Source organism: Pseudomonas koreensis (assembly GCF_036668835.1).
In the GTDB taxonomy this organism is placed as follows: Bacteria; Pseudomonadota; Gammaproteobacteria; order Pseudomonadales; family Pseudomonadaceae; genus Aquipseudomonas; species Aquipseudomonas koreensis_I.
This window is the reverse complement of the sequence record NZ_JAZEVW010000002.1, coordinates 48,723-73,233: the sequence shown is the minus strand read 5'-3', so window position 1 is coordinate 73,233 and position 24,511 is coordinate 48,723. Positions and strand designations below refer to the sequence as shown.

General features: G+C 60.6%; 22 protein-coding genes. 3 read left to right on the top strand and 19 right to left on the bottom strand.

The window, feature by feature from the left end:
• Positions 1-63 precede the first annotated feature (63 nt).
• From V6F91_RS05510 to V6F91_RS05495, 4 genes are all read right to left on the bottom strand, one after another.
• Positions 64-603, bottom strand: coding sequence for a hypothetical protein (locus V6F91_RS05510; protein ID WP_203418150.1), 540 nt, complete (start codon positions 601-603; stop codon positions 64-66).
• Positions 604-681: 78 nt separating this feature from the next.
• A complete protein-coding gene (locus tag V6F91_RS05505) occupies positions 682-2,601 on the bottom strand; it encodes a PAS domain S-box protein (RefSeq protein ID WP_332762935.1) in 1,920 nt (639 codons plus the stop codon).
• Positions 2,602-2,606: 5 nt separating this feature from the next.
• Positions 2,607-4,925 carry an ATP-dependent DNA helicase gene (locus tag V6F91_RS05500; protein WP_332762934.1) on the bottom strand — a complete coding sequence of 773 codons (2,319 nt, stop codon included), beginning with the start codon at positions 4,923-4,925 and terminating at the stop codon, positions 2,607-2,609.
• The gene (locus tag V6F91_RS05495) at positions 4,922-6,589 is read right to left on the bottom strand and encodes a VRR-NUC domain-containing protein (protein ID WP_332762933.1); all 1,668 of its coding nucleotides are present in this window, start codon (positions 6,587-6,589) and stop codon (positions 4,922-4,924) included. Before V6F91_RS05495 ends, V6F91_RS05500 begins: the two co-directional genes overlap by 4 nt.
• Before the next feature lie 178 nt (positions 6,590-6,767).
• Between V6F91_RS05495 and V6F91_RS05490 the strand changes: the two genes are divergently transcribed.
• On the top strand, positions 6,768-6,992 hold the full coding sequence (locus V6F91_RS05490) for a YgdI/YgdR family lipoprotein (RefSeq protein ID WP_090283590.1): 225 nt from the start codon (positions 6,768-6,770) through the stop codon (positions 6,990-6,992).
• Between the two features lie 45 nt (positions 6,993-7,037).
• On the opposite strand, the gene V6F91_RS05485 is transcribed toward V6F91_RS05490, so the two are convergent.
• Complete coding sequence (locus tag V6F91_RS05485; protein ID WP_332762932.1) at positions 7,038-7,412, bottom strand: hypothetical protein; 375 nt, start codon at positions 7,410-7,412, stop codon at positions 7,038-7,040.
• Between the two features lie 364 nt (positions 7,413-7,776).
• Between V6F91_RS05485 and V6F91_RS05480 the strand changes: the two genes are divergently transcribed.
• Positions 7,777-8,556 (top strand): TSUP family transporter, encoded by a 780-nt coding sequence (locus V6F91_RS05480; RefSeq protein ID WP_090283594.1) that lies wholly within the window; start codon positions 7,777-7,779, stop codon positions 8,554-8,556.
• On the opposite strand, the gene nudC is transcribed toward V6F91_RS05480, so the two are convergent.
• The 4 genes from nudC to V6F91_RS05460 form a co-directional block, all read right to left on the bottom strand.
• Entirely contained in the window at positions 8,524-9,354 is an 831-nt protein-coding gene (gene nudC / locus V6F91_RS05475; RefSeq protein ID WP_332762931.1) for an NAD(+) diphosphatase, read from the bottom strand. The genes V6F91_RS05480 and nudC overlap by 33 nt on opposite strands.
• Positions 9,355-9,360: 6 nt before the next feature.
• Positions 9,361-10,173 (bottom strand): crotonase/enoyl-CoA hydratase family protein, encoded by an 813-nt coding sequence (locus V6F91_RS05470; protein ID WP_332762930.1) that lies wholly within the window; start codon positions 10,171-10,173, stop codon positions 9,361-9,363.
• 231 nt (positions 10,174-10,404) lie between these two features.
• Positions 10,405-11,550: a PQQ-dependent sugar dehydrogenase gene (locus V6F91_RS05465; RefSeq protein ID WP_332762929.1), complete on the bottom strand. Its 1,146-nt coding sequence runs from the start codon at positions 11,548-11,550 to the stop codon at positions 10,405-10,407.
• A gap of 51 nt (positions 11,551-11,601) precedes the next feature.
• Positions 11,602-11,922, bottom strand: coding sequence for a hypothetical protein (locus V6F91_RS05460; RefSeq protein WP_332762928.1), 321 nt, complete (start codon positions 11,920-11,922; stop codon positions 11,602-11,604).
• 189 nt (positions 11,923-12,111) lie between these two features.
• On the opposite strand from V6F91_RS05460, the gene V6F91_RS05455 reads away from it, so the two are divergent.
• Entirely contained in the window at positions 12,112-12,972 is an 861-nt protein-coding gene (locus tag V6F91_RS05455; RefSeq protein WP_332762927.1) for a Ku protein, read from the top strand.
• Between the two features lie 627 nt (positions 12,973-13,599).
• Here V6F91_RS05455 and lpxO read toward each other — a convergent pair.
• The 10 genes from lpxO to V6F91_RS05405 form a co-directional block, all read right to left on the bottom strand.
• A complete protein-coding gene (lpxO, locus tag V6F91_RS05450) occupies positions 13,600-14,499 on the bottom strand; it encodes a lipid A hydroxylase LpxO (RefSeq protein WP_332762926.1) in 900 nt (299 codons plus the stop codon).
• 283 nt (positions 14,500-14,782) lie between these two features.
• A complete protein-coding gene (locus V6F91_RS05445; RefSeq protein WP_332762925.1) occupies positions 14,783-15,958 on the bottom strand; it encodes a hypothetical protein in 1,176 nt (391 codons plus the stop codon).
• Positions 15,959-15,969: 11 nt separating this feature from the next.
• The gene (locus tag V6F91_RS05440) at positions 15,970-16,395 is read right to left on the bottom strand and encodes an HPF/RaiA family ribosome-associated protein (protein ID WP_090283609.1); all 426 of its coding nucleotides are present in this window, start codon (positions 16,393-16,395) and stop codon (positions 15,970-15,972) included.
• A 35-nt stretch (positions 16,396-16,430) separates the two neighbouring features.
• Complete coding sequence (locus tag V6F91_RS05435) at positions 16,431-16,898, bottom strand: hypothetical protein (RefSeq protein ID WP_332763641.1); 468 nt, start codon at positions 16,896-16,898, stop codon at positions 16,431-16,433.
• A 66-nt stretch (positions 16,899-16,964) separates the two neighbouring features.
• Complete coding sequence (locus V6F91_RS05430; protein ID WP_332762924.1) at positions 16,965-17,690, bottom strand: ferritin-like domain-containing protein; 726 nt, start codon at positions 17,688-17,690, stop codon at positions 16,965-16,967.
• On the bottom strand, positions 17,687-18,862 hold the full coding sequence (locus tag V6F91_RS05425; RefSeq protein ID WP_090283611.1) for a hypothetical protein: 1,176 nt from the start codon (positions 18,860-18,862) through the stop codon (positions 17,687-17,689). Before V6F91_RS05425 ends, V6F91_RS05430 begins: the two co-directional genes overlap by 4 nt.
• A 262-nt stretch (positions 18,863-19,124) precedes the next feature.
• Positions 19,125-20,885, bottom strand: coding sequence for an ABC transporter ATP-binding protein (locus V6F91_RS05420; RefSeq protein WP_332762923.1), 1,761 nt, complete (start codon positions 20,883-20,885; stop codon positions 19,125-19,127).
• On the bottom strand, positions 20,882-22,057 hold the full coding sequence (locus V6F91_RS05415; RefSeq protein ID WP_332762922.1) for a beta-glucosidase: 1,176 nt from the start codon (positions 22,055-22,057) through the stop codon (positions 20,882-20,884). The genes V6F91_RS05420 and V6F91_RS05415 overlap by 4 nt, the downstream gene beginning before the upstream one ends.
• Positions 22,057-23,244 (bottom strand): UDP-galactopyranose mutase, encoded by a 1,188-nt coding sequence (gene glf, locus V6F91_RS05410; RefSeq protein ID WP_332762921.1) that lies wholly within the window; start codon positions 23,242-23,244, stop codon positions 22,057-22,059. Before glf ends, V6F91_RS05415 begins: the two co-directional genes overlap by 1 nt.
• A complete protein-coding gene (locus V6F91_RS05405; RefSeq protein ID WP_332762920.1) occupies positions 23,232-24,401 on the bottom strand; it encodes a glycosyltransferase family 1 protein in 1,170 nt (389 codons plus the stop codon). The genes glf and V6F91_RS05405 overlap by 13 nt, the downstream gene beginning before the upstream one ends.
• Between the last annotated feature and the right edge of the window lie 110 nt (positions 24,402-24,511).

Here is a 24,511-nt window from a genome sequence, read left to right as displayed (position 1 = left end):
CACCAGATCCAGGCAAACGACAAATCCCGACATAACAATGCCGAGCTTTTCATTCCTACCCAATCATCCCCCCGGATTCGTCACCTGGATAAACACCGCATACCCCCCCAGCAATATCCAGAACGTCGCAAAGATCCACGGCGTGCGCAGCGAAAACAACAGCGACTTGCGATAGCCCTTGTGGCTCGACTCGACCTCGCTGAACAGCGGCGATTCGTCGTACGCCAGCCCCATCACCGGCTCAGCCTCCAATAACTGGCTTTGCTTGAAATGCCAGTGATCAATGATGTCGTACGCGGCGCGAATCCCCGGCCAGGCGTTCAGTGAGCTGAGCACGCCGAGCAAGGCCAGAAATGGCGGCACAACCAAAGTGAACAACTTGCCCCACTCCGGGTTGAGGTTGGCCATGCACGAGGCGAACGCGATCACCAGAAACGACTGCGCCGCCAGATAGGCGTCGGTGCGGTTGGCGAGGATGCTGGTTTCGTACTGGATTTCGCGCCGATAGAAATCCAGACGTTCCTTGGGCGAGCCGAACATCTTGGCGTTGTGTTCGGTCAGCGCCTCTTCTTCAGCAGTGGGATGGGTCAATATGCGAGACAAAAGAAACGCGCTCCGGGGTGGTTAAAAACCTTTCGAAAACCCAAGAGGCGAACAAGTTCAGGCGAATTGACCAGCGCCTCACTTCATCGATTGCGCAATAATCGCCACCAGCCCCATCTGCGTGAACGGCTTGGGCAGGCGCGGTAGTTCAGCAGCAAAGCCTTCCAGGCGTTCGGCGTAACCGGTGGCAAGGATGATCGGCAGGTCCGGTTTGAGCATACGCACGGCGTGAGCCAGTTGCGCACCGCTCATTTTCGGCATGGCCATGTCGGTGATCATCAGGTCGATGACTTCGCCCTGATCGAACAGGCGCAATGCTTGCTCACCAGAGGTGGCGCCGAGGACGCGGTGACCAAGGTCTTCAAGCAAAAGACTGGTGCTGGTCAGTACCAGCGAATCGTCATCGACCACCAGCACGCTGAGACGTGGCACCGAAACCGGCGCGGCCGAGGAAAACTGTGGCTTGCTGGCGACGCCCTCGAGCGCCACCGGAATCCACAGTTCAGCCGTGGTGCCTTGGCCCTTTTCGCTTTTGAGAATGAAACGGCCACCCAGCTGTTCAATAAAACCGTGGACCATCGACAAGCCCAGCCCGGTGCCCTTGCCCAGCCCCTTGGTGGTGAAAAACGGGTCGCGGGCCGAAGCCAGCGTTTGCGCATCCATGCCCTCCCCGGTGTCGATCAGACTGAGGCAGACGTAGCGCCCGGCCGGCAACTGCGAATCAACCAGCTCCAGCACCACTTGCGGCTGTGCGGTGATGGTCACCGTGCCGCCGTCAGGCATGGCGTCGCGGGCATTGGTCGCCAGATTGAGCAAGGCCAGTTCGAGCTGATTGTTGTCGGCCAGCACTGGCTGCAGATCGTCGGGAAAGCGCGTCTCGATGCGGATGCCCGGCCCCAGCGAGCTGCGCAGCAAGCCGGTGATGCCCTGCACCAACTGGGCAATGTCGACCGATTCGGTCTTGAGCTCCTGGCGGCGGGCGAACGCCAGCATGCGCTGGGTCAGCGACACACCGCGCAAGGCACCCTGAGTGGCGTTTTCCAGCAGACGGCTGATTTTCGGGTCGGCGCCGATGCGCTTTTGCACGATCTCCAGATTGCCGAGGATCACCGTCAGCAGGTTATTGAAATCATGGGCAATGCCGCCGCTGAGCTGACCGATGGCCTGCATCTTCTGCGCCTGAAACAGCGCTTCACGGGTTTTTTCCAGTGCCTGGCGGGACTGATGGGCTTCGGTGATATCGCGGGTGATCTTGGCAAAACCGAGCAGGATGCCGGTATCGCCGCGAATCGCATCGACCACCACATGCGCCAGGAATCGCGTGCCGTCCTTGCGCATGCGCCAGCTCTTGTTCTCGAAACGACCTTCACGGGTGGCGATTTCCAGCGACCGTTGCGGCTCGCCGAGTTCGCGGTCCTCGGGGGTGTAGAAGATCGAGAAATGCTGACCGATGATTTCTTCCGGCAGATAGCCCTTGATGCGTTGCGCGCCCTGGTTCCAGTTACTGACCCGGCCCTCGGGGCTGAGCATGTAAATCGCGTAATCGGTGACGCCCTGTACCAGCAGGCGAAACTGTTGTTCGCTTTGCTTGAGGGTTTCCTCGGCCATCTTGCGGTCGGTGAGGTCACGAGTGATCTTGGCGAAACCGAGCAAACGGCCATCAGGGTCGATGATCGGATCGATCACCACATGCGACCAGAAATTGGTGCCGTCCTTGCGTACCCGCCAGCCCTCGCCTTCAAAACGCCCTTCGTTGATCGCCGTATTCAGCGCGCGTTGCGGCAAACCGGCGGCGCGGTCTTCAGCGGTGTAGAACCGAGAAAAATGTTCGCCGAGGATTTCCGTCTCTTCGTAGCCCTTGCAGCGTTTGGCCCCGGAGTTCCAACTGGTGATGATGCCGTCCGGATCAATCATGTAGATCGCGTAATCGATCACCGAATCGATCAGCAGGCGAAAACGCATGTTCTCGATCACTGCGTCTTTAGTGTTTTCGCTCATCATGCTCACCGGCCGTTGTCATGAGCGAAATTATGCGGCAATCCGTCGATTTGGGAAGCCGTGGTTTCATGATTGATTGCCCACCAACGCGGCAGCAGCTGCTTGATCCGGCTTTCGGCAAAGCGGTCATCGATCAGCATGACCACCCCGCGATCCTCACGAGTGCGGATGACCCGGCCAGCGGCCTGCACGACTTTTTGCAGGCCGGGGTACAAATAGGTGTAGTCATAACCGGCACCGAAGATCGCCGCCATGCGCCGTTTCATCTGTTCATTGATCGGGTTGAGCTGGGCCAGCCCCAGCGTGGCAATGAACGCGCCGATCAGGCGCGCACCGGGCAGATCGATGCCCTCGCCGAACGCGCCGCCGAGCACAGCAAAGCCGATGCCCTGACTGTGCGCCGTGAATTGATCGAGAAACGCCTGCCGTGCGCCTTCGACCATGCCCCGCGACTGTTGCCAGAGGGTGATGTGCGGATAACGCTCGGCCATCAGCGCCGCCACTTGTTGCAGATAGTCGAAGCTGCTGAAGAACGCCAGATAGTTGCCGGGGCGCTCGCTGAACTGGCGCGCGATCAGTTCGACGATCGGTTCAAGCGACGCTTGGCGATGGTTGAACCGGGTGGAGATACGGCTGACGATCTGCACGTTCAACTGTTCGGCCCGGAACGGCGATTCAACGTCAATCCATACGGTAGTGGCCGGTGTGCCGAGCAGATCGGCGTAATAGTTGCGCGGGCTGAGCGTGGCGGAAAACAGCACACTGCTGCGCGCCGCCGTCAGCCGCGGGCCAATGAACGCCGCCGGCACGACGTTGCGCAGGCACAGCTGCGACAGCGGCTTTTTGCGATCGAGGTCGCGTTTGCTGATATCGAACAGGTAATGCGCGTCGTACAGCTCTGCCACGCGGGCGAATTGCAGAAGGTCGAAATAGAAGTTCTGCAAGCCACTGTCGACGCCTTGCGGGTGTTCGTTGAGGTAGTCGCCGATGGCGGCACAACACAGCGAGATCGCCTGCAGGAGTTTTTCCGGCGCCTTGTCGTAGGCCTGATACGCCAAAATTTGCGGCGCGTGCAGGGCGTTCCATTCGCGATTGAGCCGTTGCAGGCTGTTTTTCAGCGGCGCGGGAGCGGTTTTGCGCACGCTGCCCAGTACAAACTGATCGAGGCTGGCGCTGTACATCTGCCGGCCGCGCTCGACGAGGTTGTGCGCCTCGTCGGCGAGCACCGCGACTTTCCATTGGTTGAGCTGGGCGAGGCCGAACAGCAGCGCGCTGAAGTCGAAGTAATAGTTGTAGTCGGCGACCACCACGTCGGCCCAGCGTGCCATTTCCTGGCTCAGATAATAAGGACACACCGCATGTTGCGCGGCGACCTCGCGCATCGCTGCCTGATCAAGCAAATGAATCCGGCTGGCCGCCTCACGTGCGGTGGGCAGGCGATCGTAAAAGCCTTGGGCCAGTGGGCAGGAGTCGCCATGACAGGCTTTGTCCGGGTGTTCGCAAGCCTTGTCGCGAGCCACCATCTCCAGGACCCGCAAGGGCAACGCCGGCGACTGTTTGAACAACACCTGGCTCGCATCCAGCGCCAGTTTGCGTCCCGGCGTCTTGGCAGTCAGGAAGAACACCTTGTCCAGTTGCTGCGGCGCCAGCGCCTTGAGCATCGGGAACAGCGTGCCGAGGGTCTTGCCGATGCCGGTCGGCGCCTGCGCCATCAGGCAGCGACCGGTGCTGACCGCTTTGAACACCGATTCGGCCAGATGCCGTTGGCCGGGGCGGAAATCCGCATGGGGAAACGTCAATTGCTGCGCCGCTTGATTGCGCGCCTCGCGATGGGCCATTTCCTGCTCGGCCCATAGGAGGAATAACGCGCATTGCTGCTCGAAAAAGTCTTTGAGGATTTCAGCGCTGAACGACTCGACCAGACAGGTTTCCTTCTCGCTGACGATATCGAAGTACACCAGGGCCAGATTGATTTGTTGCAGGTCGAGTTTGCAGCACATCAACCAGCCGTAGATCTTCGCCTGCGCCCAATGTAGCTGGCGGTGGTTGGCGGGCTGCTTGCTCAGGTCGCCGCGGTAGGTTTTGACTTCTTCCAGGCAGTTGGCCGCCGGATCGTAGCCGTCCGCCCTGCCCTTGACCTTCAACTGGCGAAACTCGCCTTCGAGCGCCACCTCGCTCTGGTATTGCTCGCTGCGCCGCGACGCCACAGTGCGATGCCCGGCAATGCCTTCCAGCGCCGTAGGTGACGGGGTGAAACGCAAGTCGAGGTCACCGCTCTTGGCGGTGAACTCGCACAGTGCGCGCACGGCGATGCTGTAGCTCAAGCGCTCTGCTCCGCCCATTGCACGTAACACACGGCTACCGGCATCTGGTGCTCGTGGCAGAACTCCAGCCAGCGCAACTGGTTGTCCTGCAAGCGGTCACCGGGGCCTTTCACTTCGATCATTCGGTAGGTCTTGCGCTGCGGCCAGAACTGGATCAGATCAGGCATGCCGGCGCGGTTGGCCTTGATGTCGAGCAGCAAGCGGTTGAACCAGTGTTTCAGGTGTTCAGCGGGCAGGCAGGCCAGCGCCTGTTCCAGCAGTTGCTCGTTCAATGCGCCCCAGAACACGAACGGTGATTGAATGCCCCACTTGGCAACAAAGCGTTCGCGGATGGTTGCAGCGTAGCGGCCGTCGTCGAGTTCGCTCAGGCACGCCTGAAACAGTTCGGCGCGGCGCTGTTGGAAATCCTCGTTGAGCAAATCCACCGGCCCGCGCTGGAACGGGTGAAAGAACGCACCGGGCAATGGCGCGAAAATCGCCGGCCAGCACAGCAGGCCGAACAGCGAGTTGATCAGGCTGTTTTCCACGTAATGCACCGGGCCGTCGTCATCGTGCAGATGCGCCTGCACGTAATACTCGACGGACAACGTCGGGTCGACCCTGGGTAAATGCAGATCCAGACGTTCCACTGCTCTCGCCGCAATGCGTTTGAGCGGCGGCCCACCGAGTTTGCGCCGCAAACGCGGCACGATCCGCTGCAAACCCTGTTGCTCGGCGGCGCTTTCCGGGGCCTGCTGCGCGAGGGTCGCCAGTTCCAGCGCCAGCGGATATTCGCCACTGCGTTCCAGCACACGGATCATTCGCAGGCGTGCGCCGGGATAGGCGCAATCGCGATAAATGCTCAGGGCCAGGGCGAATTCGCTGGTGCGCTCGCAATACTGGCCGATCTGAAACAACACCTTGCCGCGCCGCCGTTGCAGCCAGGGGTTGTCGAAGTGCAGCGCGCTGACCTGCGCGACGATCACCTCAAGCGGCTCACCGGCCTCAAAGCGCAATTGGCATTGGTGCAGGAACAGGCAGGCGTCGACGTCGTCACGGCTGCGCAGGCCGCGCGAATCGGCGCAGAACTCGACTTTTTCGTAAGTAAAGATGCCGAGATCGGCGAGGACGAATTCCGACCAGTCCTGATACAGGTTGCCGAAGAACATCAGACGCAAACGGTCGCACAGGTCCATCAGGGTCAAGCTGAACAGGCGATCGTCCAGTTGCGGCGCCCAGTCGCGCAGGCTGCGCGGTTCGCTGAACTGTTCGGCCAGCTGCGGTAACCAGTCATCCTTGCGCCCCTTGGGCTGCTCGATGGCGGCGCCGAACGCTTGCAGCAGCTCGGCCTTGAGCAGCACATCGAACAACTCGGCGAGCATCAGCGGCGCGTGCTCCTCGATCCAGCCATGGGCCAGCAACGGTTGCGCAGCTTCAGCGATATCGCCGATTTCCAGGTAATTGAGTTTGCCCGCGCGAAAATGCACACCCTTGCGCATGACCATCCGCACCAGCAAGCCCTGTGCCGGACGCGGCAAGGCATTGAAGTCGCTAATAAAGGCACGCTCATGATCATTCATCACGTCGGCGTAACGAAGTTCAAGCCAATCAAGCACTTGGCGGAAGTTGTTAAGGTAATAGAACGGGTCGTCAAGAGGGTTGGCAGTCACGGAATTCAGGGCCATGGCGAAGCGGATACTGGTTATGCGTACAGATATCAGCTCTGCCCCGCCCGGCGCAAACGGAAAATGATCAGTGGCATTTTTTTACCGCGGCCATCGAACTTTTCCGGTGCGGATGGCACCAACCGCGTTAGAAGCCGACAATGCTCGGCAGCACATGAATGAGGCACACGAGGTGGGTATGAAATTCAAGACACTGGGCATTCCTTTGGCGATCGCTGCAGCCCTGGCCCTGGGCGGTTGCTCGACCGCAACCGTCGTCACTTTGCAGAACGGCACCCAGTATCTGACCAAGGACATGCCGAAGACCAAAACCGACGATGGCTTCTATGAGTTCGAAGACATCTCCGGGGCGAAAGTTAAGGTTCGTGCAGACGAAGTCGCCACTGTTCGCGAAGAAGACTGATGGCCGCCAGTGGAGCTGCCGCACGTGGCAGCTCCGACGGGGCAATTACCGGGGCTGGCTCATGCCCGGAATGCTGTTGTCGCAACTGACATAGCTGCCGCCACGCCGGGCGAGTTCTTCCTGCAGGCGACGGCAACGTGCCTGGTCCTGCTGCTCCATGCGATCGATGATCGGGTTGCCGGTGGTTTGCGAGACCACCCCGTCGCCCAGGCGAAACGTTACGTACGGTTGTTCAGGCTGGATCTGAAAACGGCTTTTTGCTTCGACGGGTTCAATGACCTCGGTGTCCGCAGCGCTCGGCAGTTGCTCGGTGGTCACGCCGTATCGGGTCAGAATCGAACTGTGAGGCAGATCGGCCCAGGCACTGGCCGATCCCAGCGCCACTGTGATGAAACCGATATACCCCTTGAAACCTTTCACGTTTGAAACTCCTTGTGAATTTGATGATGTGCCCTTCTGTGGGAGCGAGCCTGCTCGCGAAGAGGACAGCCCGGGCTGCGATAACCTTGAGTAGAACGAATGAACCGGTACTGGCTTTAGGCCGCTTTTCTGATGATGCAGGGGTTTGAGTCAGGGAATGGCTGTGGAGTCACTTTTGAGACCGGAGTGTCTGCAATCGCCAGCAGGCTGGCTCCCACAGGGGATTTGCATTCACCGCGAAATCATTGCGGCAGCCAGCCTGCTGGCGATGGTGCCGTAACGGTCGCCGCAACACCTGGAAATGAGTAACATGTCCGGCCTCCCCGCAGCCCACGTTCTGCGCCTTGCCGAATAAGCCGATTCCATGCCCTTCGAACTCAGCGTTGACCTCACCACCCTGGCCATTCTGGCTGCCGTTGCCTTCCTTGCCGGTTTCATCGATGCCATCGCTGGCGGCGGCGGTTTGCTGACCACGCCCGCTCTGCTCACTGCGGGCCTGCCGCCACATCTGGTGCTAGGCACCAACAAACTGAGTTCGACCTTCGGTTCGGCGACCGCCAGTTTCACCTTCTATAAGCGCAAACTGTTCCATCCGCGCCAGTGGACCCACGCGATCGTCGGCACGCTGGTCGGCGCGCTGACCGGTGCCGTCGTCGCGCATTACCTGCCCGCCGAGTGGCTGAACAAGATGCTGCCGGTGATCGTCTTTGCCTGCGGGCTTTATTTGCTCTTCGGCGGCACGCCGAAGGCGCCGCTGGACAGCAACGCGCCGATCAAAAAGAAATGGCAATCGACCCAGGGCTTCAGCCTTGGCTTCTATGATGGTGTGGCCGGCCCCGGCACCGGTGCGTTCTGGACTGTGAGTAGCCTGCTGCTGTACCCGATCGATCTGGTCAAGGCCAGCGGCGTGGCACGCAGCATGAACTTCGTCAGCAACATTGCGGCGCTGTCGGTGTTTATCTTTTCCGGTCAGGTCGACTGGATCATCGGCCTGTGCATGGGCCTGTCGGTGATGGTCGGCGCGTTCTTTGGTGCGCGCACCGCGATCAGCGGCGGCGCCAAGTTCATTCGCCCGGTGTTCATTACCGTGGTGCTGGGCTTGACCGTACGCTTAGCCTGGCAGCACTGGTTCAGCGTGGCCTAAGCGCCGCGCCACGTAGACGTCGATCAGGTAACGGGCAATCGATTTCGACGCGGGCAGCGGCGGCAAATCGTGCACATTGAACCACTGGGCGTCTTCGATCTCGTCTTCCTGACAGACAATCTCACCGCCAGCGTACTCGGCATGGAAGCCGAGCATCATCGAATGCGGGAACGGCCAGCACTGGCTGCCCATGTACTGAATATTCTTCACTTCGATCTGCACTTCTTCGCGCACTTCGCGAATCAGGCATTCCTCGGCCGACTCGCCCGGCTCGGCAAACCCGGCCAGCGTGCTATAGACGCCAGTGACGAAGCGCGGTGAGCGTGCCAGCAGAACTTCATCGCCCCGCGTGATCAGCACGATCATGCTCGGCGAGATCCGTGGGTAACTGCGCAGGTCGCAGGGCTGGCAATACATCGCCCGCTCGCGCGGCACCTGCGTCATCGGCTGGCCGCAGTTGCCACAGAAGCGATGCTCGCGGGCCCAGGTGCCGATCTGCGCGGCGTAACCGAGCACTTTATAGATCGTGTGATCACCTTCGAGCATGAACGCGCGCAAGCCTTTCCAGTTGCAACCCGGCACCTCACTGGCACTGCGCAACTCGAGCAGATACACCGGCTCGCCATCGAGATGGCCAATGCCATGTTCGGCGAGGATCGACAGGTCCTGACGCTTGAGCCATTCGCGTGGGAACAGCGCGCCGTTGTCATCGAACAGAAAGCCTTCCGGGCTGCGTGCCACGGCCATGCCGCCGGGTTGATCGGTGTCGAGTACTGCAGTGGTCCAGCGAGCTGTCATGGTTTCTCAGTCCAGAAATTCGGGTTTCTGTTTGCTCATATGGGCGGCCATGGCCACGCGCAAGTCCGTGGATTGCAGCATGGCGGCGTTCCAGGTGGCAACGTATTCGAGGCCGTCGTCGATGCGATGGTCGCGCATGTAGCTGATCATTTCCTTGGTGCCGGTGACCGCGATTGGCGATTTCGAGGCAATCTCGCGAGCAATGTCGAACACACCTTCGAGCAATGCGTCCTTGTCGCTGTAAACGCGATTGACCAGGCCGATGCTACGCGCCTCGTCAGCGCCAAAGGTGCGACCGGTATAAGCCAGTTCACGCAGCATGCCGTCACCGATGATCCGTGGCAACCGTTGCAAAGTGCCAACATCGGCAGCCATGCCGATGTCGATTTCCTTGATCGAGAATTGCGCGTCCTCGGTGGCGTAGCGCATGTCGCAGGCAGAAATCAGGTCGATCGCACCGCCCAGGCAATAGCCCTGAACCGCGGCCAGCACCGGTTTGCGGCAGTTGTCGACAGCATTGAACGAGGCTTGCAGGGCGAGGATCTTGCGCCGCAGCAGCCGCGCATTGCGCCCGACGTCCTTGCCCAGTTCATTGGCAACCCCGGCCAGCATCATCAAATCGATGCCCGAGGAAAAATGTTTGCCGCTGCCACTGAGCACCACCACGCGCACTTCGTCGGTGTCGTCGACCCACTGAAAAATCTCGATGATCTCGCTCCAGAACGCGGCATTCATCGCATTGATCTTTTCCGGGCGATTGATCTGCACATGGGCGATGTTATCGCCCAGTTCGACGCTGAAGGCGGAGTATTGAGACATGGCAGTGATCCTTTACCGGGCTGGAAATGAGGCCCGAACTATAACAAGGCATCACGGCGGCGGTTCGGCCAAATGCGGGACTGTCCGGAGTTTTGCTTCGCCTGGACCGGCCTCTTCGCGAGCAGGCTCGCTCCCACATTTGGAATGCAATCCCCTTGTGGGAGCGAGCCTGCTCGCGAAGGCGCCCGGCCAGTCAACAAAGATCCCTCAGAATTTAGGGCAATGGTCCTCTTACTTCAGACCAATCCTGTACAGCGAGCCCTTATCCTCATCGGTCAGCACATACAGATAACCATCCGGCCCCTGGCGCACATCACGGATTCGTTGATTCAGCTCGCCCAGCAAGCGTTCTTCGTGTACGACCTTGTCGCCATCGAACTGCAAACGGATCAGCTCCTGCGTCACCAGCGCACCGATAAACGCATTGTGCTGCCACGCTTTGAAGCGGTCGCCATCGTAGAACGTCATGCCGGTAACGCCCGGCGATTTTTCCCAGACATGGTGCGGTGCCACCGTGCCTTCGGCGGTTTTACCCTGTGCTTCAGGAATGGGTTGCATCGAGTAATTGATGCCGTGGGTTGCCAGCGGCCAGCCGTAATTCTTGCCGCGCTCGATGATGTTCACCTCGTCGCCACCGCGCGGGCCGTGTTCGTTTTCCCATAGCGTGCCGGTCCATGGGTTGAGCGCGGCGCCCTGCGGATTGCGCAAGCCATAGGCCCAGATTTCCGGGCGGACGCCGGACTGGCCGACGAAGGGGTTATCGTCCGGCACTTTACCGTCCGGGTACAGGCGCACGACTTTGCCTTGCAGCTTGTCGAGGTCCTGCGCGGTGGGCCGATCGTTGTTCTCGCCCAGCGTGATGAACAGATAACCGTCACGGTCGAACACCAGCCGCGAGCCGAAATGATTGCCGACCGAGAGCTTCGGCTCCTGGCGGAAGATCACTTTGAAATCCTTCAACGTCTTCAAATCATCGGAAAGCCGCCCGCGTCCGACCGCTGTCCCGGCCTTGTTGCCGGCACCACCGCCTTCGGCATACGACAGATAAACCAGCCGATCTTCCTTGAAGTCCGGCGACAGCACCACGTCCAGCAAACCGCCCTGCCCCTTGGCCCAGACCTGCGGCACACCGGTGATCGGCGCCGACAGTTTGCCGTCACTGCCCACCACGCGCAGATTGCCCGGCCGCTCGGTGACCAACATGCCCTGCCGATCCGGTAGAAACGCCAGCGCCCAAGGGTGTTCCAGCCCTGCGGCGACGGTGGTGACTTCAAGGGTGCCCTGCTCACTTTGCAGCTCTTTGGGCGCAGCGGCGAAGGCCGGCGCGCTGATCATCGCGGCGGCGCACAGTGAGGCTAAAAGGGTTTTACGCAACATGCACGATTCCTTTTGTTCGTTTCAGGGGCCGGCAGAACCCGGTTCTGCCGCTCAACGGTTGCTGTCTCCGCTGCGCGGAGGCGGGTTGGGAATGAAGGTCGGCGGCTGACTCGGCACCGAGCGAATCGGTTGGCCGTTGCCAATGCCACGGTTCTCGACGGTGGGCTGACGCGGCGTCGGAACGGTGTTAGGACCGCGAATGGGCGGTGTGCTCGGCTGGGTGCCTTGCATGCTGTTGGGATTGGCCCGGCGAATCGGGCTGTTGTATGGGTTATTGCTGTTGCCGGTCGGGCTTTGCGCCAGTAACAGGTCAGCGTGGACCATACCGCCGCTGAGCAGCAGGACGAAGATGCCAAGCATGATGCGCTTCATGACACAGCCTCTCGATGAGCAAGGAATAGAGCCTTCGAGTCCACGCTACGCTGCGGGTTCGGATTTGTTAACCCACACGCCTTAAACAACATGTAACACGACTTGACCAAGTGACGGCCGGCGCACGCATTCAGGGGAAACTTTCCGCCCGGGGCGCAGGTCATCCGAACATCACTCGGAGAACTGGCTATGGCTCGAGCAATCTGGAAAGGCGCGATCAGTTTCGGACTGGTTCACATCCCTGTCGCGCTGGTCTCGGCAACCTCGTCGCAGGGCGTGGACTTCGATTGGCTCGACAGCCGCAGCATGGAGCCGGTGGGCTATAAACGGGTAAACAAGGTCACCGGCAAGGAAGTCACCAAGGAAAACATCGTTAAAGGTGTGGCCTATGAAAAAGGCCGTTATGTGGTGCTCAGCGAGGAAGAAATCCGCTCGGCGCATCCGGTGTCGACGCAGACCATCGACATCTTTTCCTTCGTCGACGCCGAACAGATTCCCCTGCAAAACATCGACACGCCGTATTACCTGGCACCCGACAAGCGCGGCGGCAAGGTCTATGCATTGCTGCGCGAGACCCTGAGCAAAACCAACAAAGTCGCCCTCTCCCGCGTTGTCTTGCACACACGGCAGTACCTCGCCGCGCTGATGCCGGTCGAGGATGCGCTGGTGCTGGTGAAACTGCGCTGGCCGCAGGAAGTGCGCAGCCTCGATGAACTGGCACTGGGCAGCGAGGTGACCAAACCGCAGTTGGCCAAGGGCGAACTGGACATGGCCAAGCGTCTGGTGGAAGACATGAGCGGCGACTGGAGCCCCGACGATTACAAGGACGAGTTCGAAGACAAGATCATGGCGCTGGTCGAGAAGAAAGCCCATGAAGGCAAGATCGAAGATGTTGAAACAGTGGGCGGCGAAGAAGAACGTAAAACCGCTGACGTTATCGATTTGACCGAACTGCTCAAACGCAGCCTGGGCGGCAAGGCACCGGCAAAGTCCAAGGCGAAACCGGCGGCCAAGGCACCGGCGAAGCGGACGAAGAAGGCGTCTGGGTGATCGACCTCCAGCCGGTCGGAACCAGTGTCGTCAGCGCTGGCCTCTTCGCGAGCAGGCTCGCTTCCACAGGGATGTCTCAAATCAAAAGCCCCTCACCCTAGCCCTCTCCCGGAGGGAGAGGGGACTGACCGTGGTGGATGCGAGAGCAACGCCGATCTGAAATACCGAGTCGAACGCAAATTCTGAAAAGCCCAAAGATCGGCTCCCTCTCCTCGGGGAGAGGGCTGGGGTGAGGGCGAGCTCACCGCAAATCCAAAGCCATGCGGCGCTTCTAACCACTCAACAATGAGCGCAAGCTCGAGTGCTCTTGATCTTGCGTCACCGGCGACGTCGGAAGGCTGAGTGGAGGGATTGATCCGGGCGTGGGAGCGCAGCGACCGTCTGGCGCAGCCAGACACAGCGGACGTAGGTGCAGCGCAGCAAACCGTAGCCGCTGCGCCCGGATCGATCCCGGAGCGAAGGAACCCGAGCCTGCGAGGGCCGTACGTAGGAGCAAGCCTTTTGGGTTACCTTTTTGGCGTTTGAAAAAGGTGACCCGCCGTAAGGGCGGAACCCTAAGTAGCCGTTACCGCAGCAACGAATATGCCCCCAGAAACTCAGCGCCTCAAAGCAAGCCCCAAACAAGAATCAGATCAAAATAAAGATCGCCAAAAGCCCAGCAAAAATCGCCCACTTCTCCAGGTAATAACGCGTACGGTTACGCTTCTTCAACTCCTTGCCCCGCAACCGAATCTTGTAGATCCGCGCGAACAAACGGTTGATCCCGCCAGTACGATCCCCGGCATCGTTCGGCGCACCCGCCGCCGACATCACCGTACGACTGAACCAGCTATTGAACGCCGCCGCCCAGCGATACTTCATCGGCCGCTCAATGTCACAGAACAGAATGATGCGATTCTTGTCAGTGGTGTTTTCCGCGTAATGAATAAACGTCTCGTCGAACATCACCGCCTCGCCATCGCGCCAGTGATAACTCTCACCGTCGACGTTGATGTAGCAACCGGCATCGTTCGGCGTATCCAGCCCCAAGTGATAGCGATAGGAACCGGCATACGGATCGCGATGGCGGACCAGTTTCGAACCCGGTGGCAGTTCGGCAAACATCGCCGCCTTGATCGAGCCAATGCTCTGCACCAGTTCAGTGGTGCGCGGGCAGAGTTTCATCGCCGAAGGATGGCTCTCGCCGTACCACTTCAGATAGAAACGCTTCCAGCCGCTTTTGAAGAACGAGTTGAAACCCACGTCATCGTACTGGTTCGAGCGTTTGATCTCACCGGCACGCAACAGATTCTGACCTTCTTCGCGAATCTCCTCCCAGTGCGCCTGCAACGGGCTCAGATCGGGAAACTCGCTCGGGTCGAGATAAGGCCGGTTCGGCTTTTTCGAAAACAGATAGAGGAAGCAATTGATCGGCGCGAGAAACGTCGAATGGTCGCTCAATTGTCGACCGAGCTTGTGCCGCACACGCCCGCGCAAATGAACGTAGGCAATCGAAATGACATAAACAGCAGCAATGATGAGTTTCACGGAAATCGTCACACGTCAGAAGTGAACAAACTGCGCGCGGGGCGGCCTGAGGCCCTGCGCCTTGTGCAGCGGTCTGAATACAAAGTGGCACGTCCTTGAGCCGCGCCGTCATTCGGCGTCGGTAAAAGGTGGCATTTTAGCCACAGTTTGTAACCGACTGTGAACCTTCATCTGTGAAAAACTGTCATGCGCAGGGGCTGGCGCCGATAATCCGGGCATCGCGCCTTGATTGAAACGTAGGGGATGGCGCCGGCAACTCATCGCCGGCGCTCGGACTGACTGATCAATAACGATAAACCGCCGCCGCCCCGGTTTCGGTCGGCATCGAACGCTCCGGCGGTACGACCACCACCTCACCGCCCTGACGGATGACTGCCAGAATCAGCTCGTCGAGGACATCCTCCGAATGAATCTTGCGCGTATCCGTCGCCTCACGATTCAGCGCATTCGCCGCAATCGTGCCGGCCACCTCGCGCTCAGCCTCGACCAGCAGCAAGGCCACCCTGCCCTCTGCTGCGGCGTTGGCAATTTCCGGCAGGTGGCGTCCTGCTGCACCCTGACCGAGCGCCACGCCGAAGCGATCGAAGGCTTTGTCCAGCGCAGCGTCATGCCGATTGCGCAATACACTGGCGCAAGCGTCCGCCAGTTGCGCGGGCTGTAGCGTCGCCGGGTCGCGCTCGATGCCGTCCGCCAGCAGAAACGGGTTATGGCTCACCGCGCGAAACACTGCCTGGTTCTCCGGGAGCGCGACGAGCACCAGCGGCAGACCGCAGGGGCGTGAGCAGTGTTCGGTAACGGCTTTGTCGACCGCGCGGAAAAACCGCTCGCGGTCGAGGTTGATTTCGTCCTGCTTACCGCCACCGCCCGACTCATGCATCATCGGATCACCCCGCTCGCCGCCGCCGCTGAATCCGTCCGGGTGGCCCTGTTGATCGCGCGGGGTCAGCTCGTCGCCGAGCGCGTCAACCTGACGAGTCGGCACCGCCGCCGGCAGCTCAACCTTTTCCATGTGCTGCGCCGTCCCCTGGTACATCTGCACGCTATCCCGCGACAAGCAGAGCACCTGGCAACGATCGGTGACCGGCGCCAGGCGCAGCAGTGGCTTGAGGTACGGGTGGCTGTTGACGATCACTGTTTCGCGAACCGTCTGATGCAGCCCGACGACGATGAAATGTTCTTCGCCCGCAAATACCGCGATAGACGCCGGGCAGTTGTTCCAGAACGTCTGATCGTCCAGCAACTGGTAGAACGGCGCGAGCACGACGTCCTTGGGCGCCTCGGGTGAATGGTGTTCGAGCAAACCCTCCAGCTGTCGGACCAGATTCTTGAAACGGATCGGATCTTGCGAACGCTGCGGAAACGTTCGATGCGCCGGCATGTACAGGCTGAGATTGAGACGATCACTCAGCGCCAGCAGCGTGCTCAGCGTCTCGTGGGTAAACGGTTGAATCCGGGCCATGACGACACTCCTTACTCTTTCTCCAGGTCAGCTTGTTTGGCGAGAAACTCGTCTTCGAGCATGGCGTCGATTTCCGCTGGCGAATCCTCGCGGACTGGCGGCGCGGTAAGACGTCCGGTCGATTCGACGCGCGGTGACAAGCGCCCCACCAGATGCTCCAGCGCATGGGCGATCTTTTTCGCCGCGCCGGCGACGGCCAGTTCCAGACTCTCGGCGTGGTGGCTGGCCGACAAGGAGCTGTGTCCCTTGGGGTGCGCTTCGATCTGGCAGCGCTTGTCTTGCGCGCCGGCCTTCTGCGCATTGACGTCGCCGACATGAATCTCGAGCCGGGTCAGAAACGAGGTATAGCGATCGAGCTCATCGACCACCGTACTGCCCACCCATTCCTGCAGTTCGGCGCTGCCTTCGATATGGTTGCTGTCTACTTGTACTTGCATGGTGAAATACTCCGTGCGCTGGACTTGAGTGGCAATCAGCAGCTTCCCGGCGGGATGCCATCCTTGTTGAAGTCTTTCAAGCGCTCGCGTTCCTGCTCGGTGGAATGCGCTGGCGCGGTGTCGTTCGGTTGGTTGTTCGGTTCGTCAGGTTGATCTTTCTTTTCTTCAGTCATGATGACGCTCCCATGGGTCGCTACGCATACCGCGCCCGGCGGTTGCTCCCGCTGTCGCTCCTGGTGCCCTCGCGGAAACTGCAGCAATGAGGTTTTCAAGCAATCGCGCTGCTCGCGCGCAAGGCTCTCGAGGGTAAATTCCCGGGCTTGATCGGCAGCGTTCTTCAGTAGTTGCCAGTCGTCCCGAGTGATCCATTCGTGCAGCAGCAGTTCGTCGGCACGCTGGATCAATGTGTGGTGATAATCCTCGGGAAAATCCAGCCGATAAGCGTCGTCCTCCAGCAACAGACGCCACGCTTTCAGTTCCATTTCAAGATCGGTCTCACTCACGATGGTGTCCTTCTCGGGTCAGTGGTTTACCTCGCCAGGCAAGGTAAACCACGCATTGCCTATCGCTCAGCTCACTTGCGCGAGCAGGTCTTTGCGGATGAACTCGCGGACCGTGGCCAAGTGGGTTTCTTCTTGCTCCAGCGCATGTTTGAAGCGCTTGGCGATCAGCGGATGACCGCCCTTCTGCGCCAGCTCGATCAGCAATTCCCAAGCGGCGTTGTCTTCCAGCTCAATGGTCAGAATCGCACTCATCGACTGCGATACCGTGGTGCGCGGGTCGGTCAACACTTGCAGCACGCCCATCGCCTTGACGCCGGCCACGTCCGCGCACGGCGTCATGGCGGTGGGATCGCCGCCGAGGGTTTCGATGGCTTCGCGCACGATATTCATGTGCTCGAGTTCTTCGGCCTGGATCTGCCGCAACGTCTCGACCAGCGCCGGATCGGCACCGGGCGCCGACGTTGCCTTGGCAACCATCGCCTCATACAGGCGTACGCCGGTGCGTTCGAAGGCCAGGCGCTCGCCGAGTTTGTCGATCAGCACTTCCGGGGCCTTGCCGATGGTTTTGTCCAGCGCGGTCTTGAGCATGCCTTTGGTGGTGCCCGGCGCCGGCACCGAGCCGATCAGGTCAGCCTCACGAATCGCCCGTTCACGTTCAGCGGTGTAGTCGCTCATGTCGCCCGGAACATCGGCCGGGAACATGCGCGTCGCCTCAAGCTGGCGAGCGGTATCTTCCGGCGAGGTCTGAATGCCGGTGCGATTGGTGCCGATGGTGACTTGAGGTTCGCTCATTGCTGCTCTCCCACTTCGTTGAGCTCGGTGCCCGGCTTGAAGGTGTAGCCGGCCGAGGCGATGTTGGCGGGCACGCCTTCGCTGTTGAGTTGCGCGCGGTAATCGAGCGAGGGTCGTGCTTCGCGCTCCTTGGGCACATAGTCGATGCCGTGCGCGCGCAGATCGACTTCTCGCGACAGGGTTTCGCGGACGAAATCACGCTGACTCTTGAACTCGATCATCCGTGGCAATGGCCCGGCGAGCACTTCGGCGGGGTCGCGTCGTTCGTACTTCTTGAACAATTCGCAGGCCAGGTTGAGGTGCCCCAGCTCGTAGTCGACGTAGCGTTCCCACAGCGCTTTGAGGCGCGGATTTTCTTCCTGCTCGGCGCAACTGGCGTAGGTGTAGACCTCCATCGCTTCGTGGACCAGCCACTTCTCCATGAACGTTTCGGCGGGGTCCTGCAGCGAGCCGTACTGGGTGACGTGCTGTTCCTCGACCGAGGCGATTTCCGCATACAGCGCGCGGGCCACCGGATCGGCAAACAGCGGGCCGATGTTCATGTAGTAATCGTGCGTCTGGTATTCGGCGCCGGTGATCAGCGCCGCGTGGATCTTGGTGATCAGCGCGGCGTTGTCTTTTTCGTAGTTGTCGCGCAGGTCGTCACCGGGAGCGCGGTGGTGCTCGCTGGTCGGCCGACCGGGCACCAGATCGGTGTAGCCCTGGAGGATGTTGTTGGCGTCCTTGCCTTCGAGCCGATCGAGCATGGCGGCGTAGCGATACAGATGATCGAAGTCTTCGAGCAGGCCAAACCGGTAGGTCTGCGCCTGATACGGGTCGGGCTCGTTCTGCGCGACGGCAGCGGTGACCTCGATCGCCACTTGCTCGTAGGCCACCGTGGTTTCCAGTGGCGAATGGTCCGCCGAGAGCAGCCAGTTGATCGAAGTCATCTGGTGCTGCTCGGCGCGGCGAATCTGTGCGAGCGGCAGTTGCAGCTCCTTGTGAAAGCGTGCGCCAAAGTGCTTGAGGCGCAGCGCGTCGGACTCCACCCCGTTCATCAAAATCACCCGCACACGGGTAAACGCGTCGTCATCGAGCTTGCTGATCGGTTTGCCGGCCAGCTCGCGCCAGGTAAACGTCTGCTTGTCCAACGGCGTGCCTTTGTTGTCCAGCAGGTTGTCAATTTTTGTCATCCGTTGCTCTCCTCAATCAGTCAACACGCAACGCCTCGCGAGGCACGCTGTGAAAAATCGACTGCGCCAGTCATGCGCCCATTCCTCTGTTTCGACGGATGGCGTTCTACAGCGCAACGGCCGTATTGAAAGGCTTGCGGTCTCATGGAGATGACCAGCAAACCGAGGAAAAACATCGATTTCTTGCGCTGAAACCCGATGAGCGGCGCAGTACCGCGCTCAGGCATCAAGCGCAGCGAGGCTGGCAAAACCCGCACAATGCTCAACGCTCGTGCAGCATCGCCTGCATCTGCCAGAGCGTGCGAAAACGGCCCTGGCGCAAGCGCAATTCATCTGGCGGGCCGTCTTGCACGATCTCGCCTTGTTCCAGCACCAGCACGCGGTCGAAGCCGGCAATGGTCGAGAGCCGGTGCGCCACGGCGAGCACGGTTCTGCCACGCATCAGGTTGGCTAACGCGCGCTGGATGATCGCTTCGGAATCGGAATCCAGCGCCGAGGTGGCCTCGTCCAGAATCAGGATCGGCGCGTTCTTCAGAAACGCACGCGCCAGCCCGAGGCGCTGACGCTGGCCACCGGAAAGCGTGACGCCGCGCTCACCGACCAGCGTGTGATAGCCCTCGGGCAAGGCTTGCGCGAACTCGTCGCAGAAAGCCTGTCGGGCGGCATTGATGATCTGCTCCTCGGTGGCGTGAGGCTGGCCGTAGCCGATGTTTTCCAGAATGCTGCGATTGAACAACGCAGGCTCCTGCGGCACGACGGCGATCTGCCGGCGCAGGCTGTCCTGGCTGACCGAACGAATGTCCCGGTCATCAATGAGGATCACGCCGCTTTGCACGTCATCCAGACGTTGCAACAGGCTGAGCAAAGTCGATTTGCCGGAACCCGAGGTGCCGGCGATGCCAACACTCTGCCCCGGCGGTATTTCCAGAAACAGGTGCTTGAACACCTGACTACCGTCCGGATAGGCATAGCTGACGTCGAGCAATTTGATGCCGCCGCGCGTCGGTGCCAGTTCCTCCGGCGTGTCGCTGAGTTCGTGGGGTTGCGCGATGATGCTCAGGGTTTCGGCAATCACGCCCATTTGCTGGCTGGCGTCGACCAGCGCCAGGGCCAGATCGCGCGAACCGTGAAGAATGCGAAAGGTCAATGCGCTGACCATCACCACGTCGCCGGCCGTCACCTGGCCCTGCCGCCACAACAGGATGGCCCAGCCCAACATCGCCCCGGCCATGACCGACAGGCAGACATCGTGCAGCACACGGGCCTTTTCCAGATAGATCCAGCTGCGTCGATGGGCAGCGGCCTCGATGCCGATTTCGCGCTCAAGTCGCTGGCGTTCACGCTCGCGTCCGGAAAACGCCTTGATGGTCCAGACGTTGGAGACCAGATCGACGATCTCGCCGCCGACCCGCGCCGACTGCGAGGCGAACGCGATGTGTCGGTGCCTGCCACGCACCCCGACCATCGTCAGCAACGCCGCCACCAGCAACACGCAGACGATCAGTGCCAACGCCATCGAATCGCGAACAGAAAACAGCACTACCACCGCGCCGAGAAAATCCACGCAGGGCGGCACGATGCGCCATGCCAGTCCGCCGTAGACGACATCGGCGGCGCCACCGGCCGCCGCCACCCGGTTGGCCAGCGAGCCGCTGAAGTGCCGCTTGAAATAGCGCATCGGGTGGCCGGTCAGGTGATGAAACAGATCCACACGCAGATCCGCACAACTGCCGACCACGGTGTAACAGCCGACCCAGCCGCCGAGTCGCCACAACACGTTTTCCAGCACGATCAGCGCGATGAACAGACTGAACGCGCGCCACACTTGCCCGGCCTGTGACTCACCGGCCATCGCATCGACCAGCAGTTTCATGCCGTACTGCACCGCCACCGCACAACACGCAGCGCCGACCACCAGCGACAACATGGCGCCGAAGTGAAACGGCCGCACCCTGACGTAACGCCACAAGAAGGCACTCGCCGAGGCCGGCAATGGCTCATCACGCAAATGCTGGAAATTCATCGCTGCCACCGCTCATCAGCCCTGTGCAGGCACTTGCCGATGCGCTCGGACACTTGCGCAAGCTCAACGCACAATGGATGGAAACCCGCACGCTCGCCCTCGCCATCGGGGTAGCCAAAAACACCGGTCGGACAATAACGATCGTCATCCCAGCCGGGGTAATCGAGGAACGGGTACCAGCAAATACCCTGCACCGGCACGCCACGCGCGAGCGCGATTTGCACCTGCTCGACGATGTAGCGCAGCCACGGCACGCGCTCGGTGTCCTCCGCCCCGGTTTCCGAGATCAGCAGCGGTCGCTGATAGCGCTGATGCAGCTCTTTGAGCATGCCGGCCAGCGGTCGGTAATCCGGATCACCGCGCTGAATTCGCGCACCTTGGAAATACCATTGGTTATGCGGGTAAAAGTTCGCACCGATGATGTCCAGGTAATGTTCCTGCCCGCCCAGTCCGGGCCATTGGCGGCCGGCCAGCAAATCCCAGGCTTCGAACTGCGCCAGGCGATATCGCTCGGCGTTTTCCAGTTCGTCGCTGCGTCGCGAGCCGGAGATGACATTGATCAGCGGGTCGCACTGGACGAAACGCGCCGCCGGCGCCTGTTCGCGAATCGCCTCGATCGCCGCGATGCTCGCTCGAACCAACTGATGTTTGAGCTCTTGCCCACGCCCGTGGGCACTGGGGTTGAAATAGCCGACATCACCGCCGGCCCAACTCCAGAAAGAGATTTCATTTATCGGCGAATAGAACGGCACGCTGACCCCTTCATCGCTCATCAGTCGCGCCACGGCACCGGCAAAACGGGCGAAGCGCTCGACAAACGCCGGCTGCCAGATATCCAGATCATCCGGGTAGCCGTAATGGCACAGGTCCCAGATCACTTGCAGCTGCGCGCCTTGTGCCGCTTTGAGCATCGGCAGAAAACTGCCCCAGTCATAACGACCGGGGCTGCGTTCGATCAGATGCCAGCGCAACCCGTCCCGTGCGCAGCGGATGCGCAGATCGGCCAGTTGCCGATAATCCTTGGCTGCCCACTGCGCGTGACCGGTGCTGCTGAGCAGATCCAGCCGTCGCCCATCGCGGCGGCGCTGGCTGGAACATTCGTAACCGGCCATCACAAAGCTGTCGAACAGCGCACCGGGCTCGAGTCCGTCACCCTTCGGCTGCGCGATCATCAGGCATCCAGCCTCGCTTCGGCGGGTAGCGTCTGGCTCTGCGCTTCGATATCGCGGTACAACGCCAACGCCTGCCCGACGACCTGGTCCATGTTGTAGTACTTGTAAGTACCCAGGCGCCCAAGAAACGTCACGTTCGGGGTTTGCTCGGCGAGTGCCCGATAGCGTTTGTACAACTCGGCGTTTTCCGGGCGTGGCACCGGGTAATACGGGTCGCCGTCGTCACAGGGAAACTCATAGCTGATGCTGGTGCTCGGGTGCGTCTGACCGGTGAGATGTTTGTACTCGGTGATCCGCGTGTACGGCACCTCGGGGTCGGGAAAATTCACCACGGCGACCGGTTGATAACGCTCCTGCTCCAGCGTCTGATGCTCAAAGCGCAAGGAGCGGTACGGCAAACGCCCCAACTGAAAGTCGAAATACTCATCGATCGGCCCGCAGTAAATAACGTGCCGGTACTTCACCGCATCGCGCACGTGCTTGAAGTCGGTGCTCAGCAACAGATCGATTCGCGGGTGATCGAGCATCCGTTCGAACAGTTGCGTGTAGCCGTGCAGCGGCATGATCTGGAAGGTGTCGGTGAAGTAGCGGTCGTCTTCGTTGGTGCGCGTCGGCACCCGTGAGGTGACCGATTTGTCCAGCGCCGAGGGATCGAGCCCCCACTGTTTTCGGGTATAGCCGCGAAAGAATTTTTCATACAGCTCACGGCCGATCTGGTTGACCACGACGTCTTCGGAGGTGCGAATCGTCGCCACCGGTTCGGCGCGCTCGGCCAGAAACTGCTGCGCCTCGACCGAGTTCATCGACAAACCGTAGAGCGCATTGAGTGTGCTCAGGTTGATCGGGATCGGCACCAACTGGCCGTCAACCCTGGCAAGCACTCGGTGTTCGTAGGGACGCCACTCGGTAAAACGCGACAGGTAATCGACGATGCGCTGGGCGTTGGTGTGAAAAATGTGCGGACCGTAGCGGTGCACCAATACGCCCGCCGCATCGTAGTGATCGTAGGCATTGCCGGCGATATGGTCGCGCCGATCGATCAGCAGCACCCGGAGGCCGAGGCCTTCGGCCAAGCGTTCGGCGATGACACTGCCGGCAAACCCGGCGCCGACGATCAAATAGTCATAGACATTATTTTCGGTCTGACCGGGCCCGGATCTGGCCGCTTCAAGGGTTATCTGAGGCATTCGATCTGCTCCTTCATGAAGCGGCAAGTGTTGTCCCACGACATCCCCGCGATGGCGGCGTCGGCGCGTTGTACGAATTCATCGGTACCTTTGAGCGGCAGCGCGCGCTCGATCGCTTTGATGAAAGTCTCGGCGGTATCGGCAATGAACACCGCCCCGCTCTCCCCGTAGCCGCTGATTACATCGTGGATCGGCGTCGACACCACCGGACAGCCGCCAGCCAGATATTCCGGGGTCTTGGTCGGACTGATAAAACGCGTGGAGGCGTTGAGGGCGAACGGCATCAGCGCCACATCCCAACCGCTGAGATAGGCTGGCAGCTCGGCGTATTGCTTCGCGCCCAGGTAATGAATGTTCGGCCGGCGTGGCAGCGTCTGCGGATCGATCTTGACCACTGGCCCGACCAGCATGATTTGCCAGTCGGCACGTTGCTGCGCGACCTGGTCGATCAGATCGATATCGAAGCGCTCATCGATGACACCAAAAAACCCCAGGCGTGGCCGCGCGATCGAGGCCTGATCCGCTGGCTCCGGCAAATCCTGGCGCGCCACTGCGAAGTGCGCGATATCGACGCTGCTCGGCACCGGGTAGGCGTTGCCATGCTGGCGTTGCTTGACCTCCCACAGACTGACGCCGCCGGTGAACACCACGTCCGCCCGGCCCATCAGCAAGCGCTCCATGTCGATCAATTGCGCCGGCGCGCCCATGAACGCCGACAGCTCGTCCATGCAGTCGTAGATCGTGACTTGCGCATCGAGGTGATCGGTAAACGCCAGGCTCATCGGGGTGAAATACCAGAGCAGCAGATCGCCCTGCTCACGCCCGGCAAGCAGTTGGTCGAGCAACGCGCGTTGCGCTGACACCATGGCTTCGTGGTCGAGGCCTTCGGGTACATGCGGGACCGCCACTTGAATGCCTGCGACGGGCGTCGAGGTTTCCAGCCAAGGACTCTCACTAGCGGACACCAGCGGTTCTTCAAAAAAAATCACATCGTAGTTCTGTGCCAGACGCGACATCACATGCTGCGGTCGCTGAAAAACAAATCCCCAGCGCAGATGCGACAGGCACACCAGGGTGGGGCGGGTTTGCGGCGCCAGCTCGACGAGCTTTTGCGCATTCAGAATCGGCGACTGTCCAGGTTGTTCGGCAAGGTTCATGGCAAGGTCCTTATCAAGAGAAGGAAAGACGACTCAGGGTCGAGCCATCGGGCCGTAACACCTGTGAAACAGCAGGTTCCCGGCTTCTCTCGATGAGTCCGTACGGCTCT

What these genes read in the sequence shown, in the direction of transcription:
- V6F91_RS05505 (WP_332762935.1), bottom strand. Translation starts at nt 2,601, where the DNA reads ATGAGCGAAAACACTAAAGACGCAGTGATCGAGAACATGCGTTTTCGC.
- V6F91_RS05495 (WP_332762933.1), bottom strand. Translation starts at nt 6,589, where the DNA reads ATGGCCCTGAATTCCGTGACTGCCAACCCTCTTGACGACCCGTTCTAT.
- V6F91_RS05490 (WP_090283590.1), top strand. Translation starts at nt 6,768, where the DNA reads ATGAAATTCAAGACACTGGGCATTCCTTTGGCGATCGCTGCAGCCCTG.
- V6F91_RS05480 (WP_090283594.1), top strand. Translation starts at nt 7,777, where the DNA reads ATGCCCTTCGAACTCAGCGTTGACCTCACCACCCTGGCCATTCTGGCT.
- nudC (WP_332762931.1), bottom strand. Translation starts at nt 9,354, where the DNA reads ATGACAGCTCGCTGGACCACTGCAGTACTCGACACCGATCAACCCGGC.
- V6F91_RS05470 (WP_332762930.1), bottom strand. Translation starts at nt 10,173, where the DNA reads ATGTCTCAATACTCCGCCTTCAGCGTCGAACTGGGCGATAACATCGCC.
- V6F91_RS05465 (WP_332762929.1), bottom strand. Translation starts at nt 11,550, where the DNA reads ATGTTGCGTAAAACCCTTTTAGCCTCACTGTGCGCCGCCGCGATGATC.
- V6F91_RS05460 (WP_332762928.1), bottom strand. Translation starts at nt 11,922, where the DNA reads ATGAAGCGCATCATGCTTGGCATCTTCGTCCTGCTGCTCAGCGGCGGT.
- V6F91_RS05455 (WP_332762927.1), top strand. Translation starts at nt 12,112, where the DNA reads ATGGCTCGAGCAATCTGGAAAGGCGCGATCAGTTTCGGACTGGTTCAC.
- V6F91_RS05445 (WP_332762925.1), bottom strand. Translation starts at nt 15,958, where the DNA reads ATGGCCCGGATTCAACCGTTTACCCACGAGACGCTGAGCACGCTGCTG.
- V6F91_RS05440 (WP_090283609.1), bottom strand. Translation starts at nt 16,395, where the DNA reads ATGCAAGTACAAGTAGACAGCAACCATATCGAAGGCAGCGCCGAACTG.
- V6F91_RS05430 (WP_332762924.1), bottom strand. Translation starts at nt 17,690, where the DNA reads ATGAGCGAACCTCAAGTCACCATCGGCACCAATCGCACCGGCATTCAG.
- V6F91_RS05425 (WP_090283611.1), bottom strand. Translation starts at nt 18,862, where the DNA reads ATGACAAAAATTGACAACCTGCTGGACAACAAAGGCACGCCGTTGGAC.
- V6F91_RS05420 (WP_332762923.1), bottom strand. Translation starts at nt 20,885, where the DNA reads ATGAATTTCCAGCATTTGCGTGATGAGCCATTGCCGGCCTCGGCGAGT.
- V6F91_RS05415 (WP_332762922.1), bottom strand. Translation starts at nt 22,057, where the DNA reads ATGATCGCGCAGCCGAAGGGTGACGGACTCGAGCCCGGTGCGCTGTTC.
- glf (WP_332762921.1), bottom strand. Translation starts at nt 23,244, where the DNA reads ATGCCTCAGATAACCCTTGAAGCGGCCAGATCCGGGCCCGGTCAGACC.
- V6F91_RS05405 (WP_332762920.1), bottom strand. Translation starts at nt 24,401, where the DNA reads ATGAACCTTGCCGAACAACCTGGACAGTCGCCGATTCTGAATGCGCAA.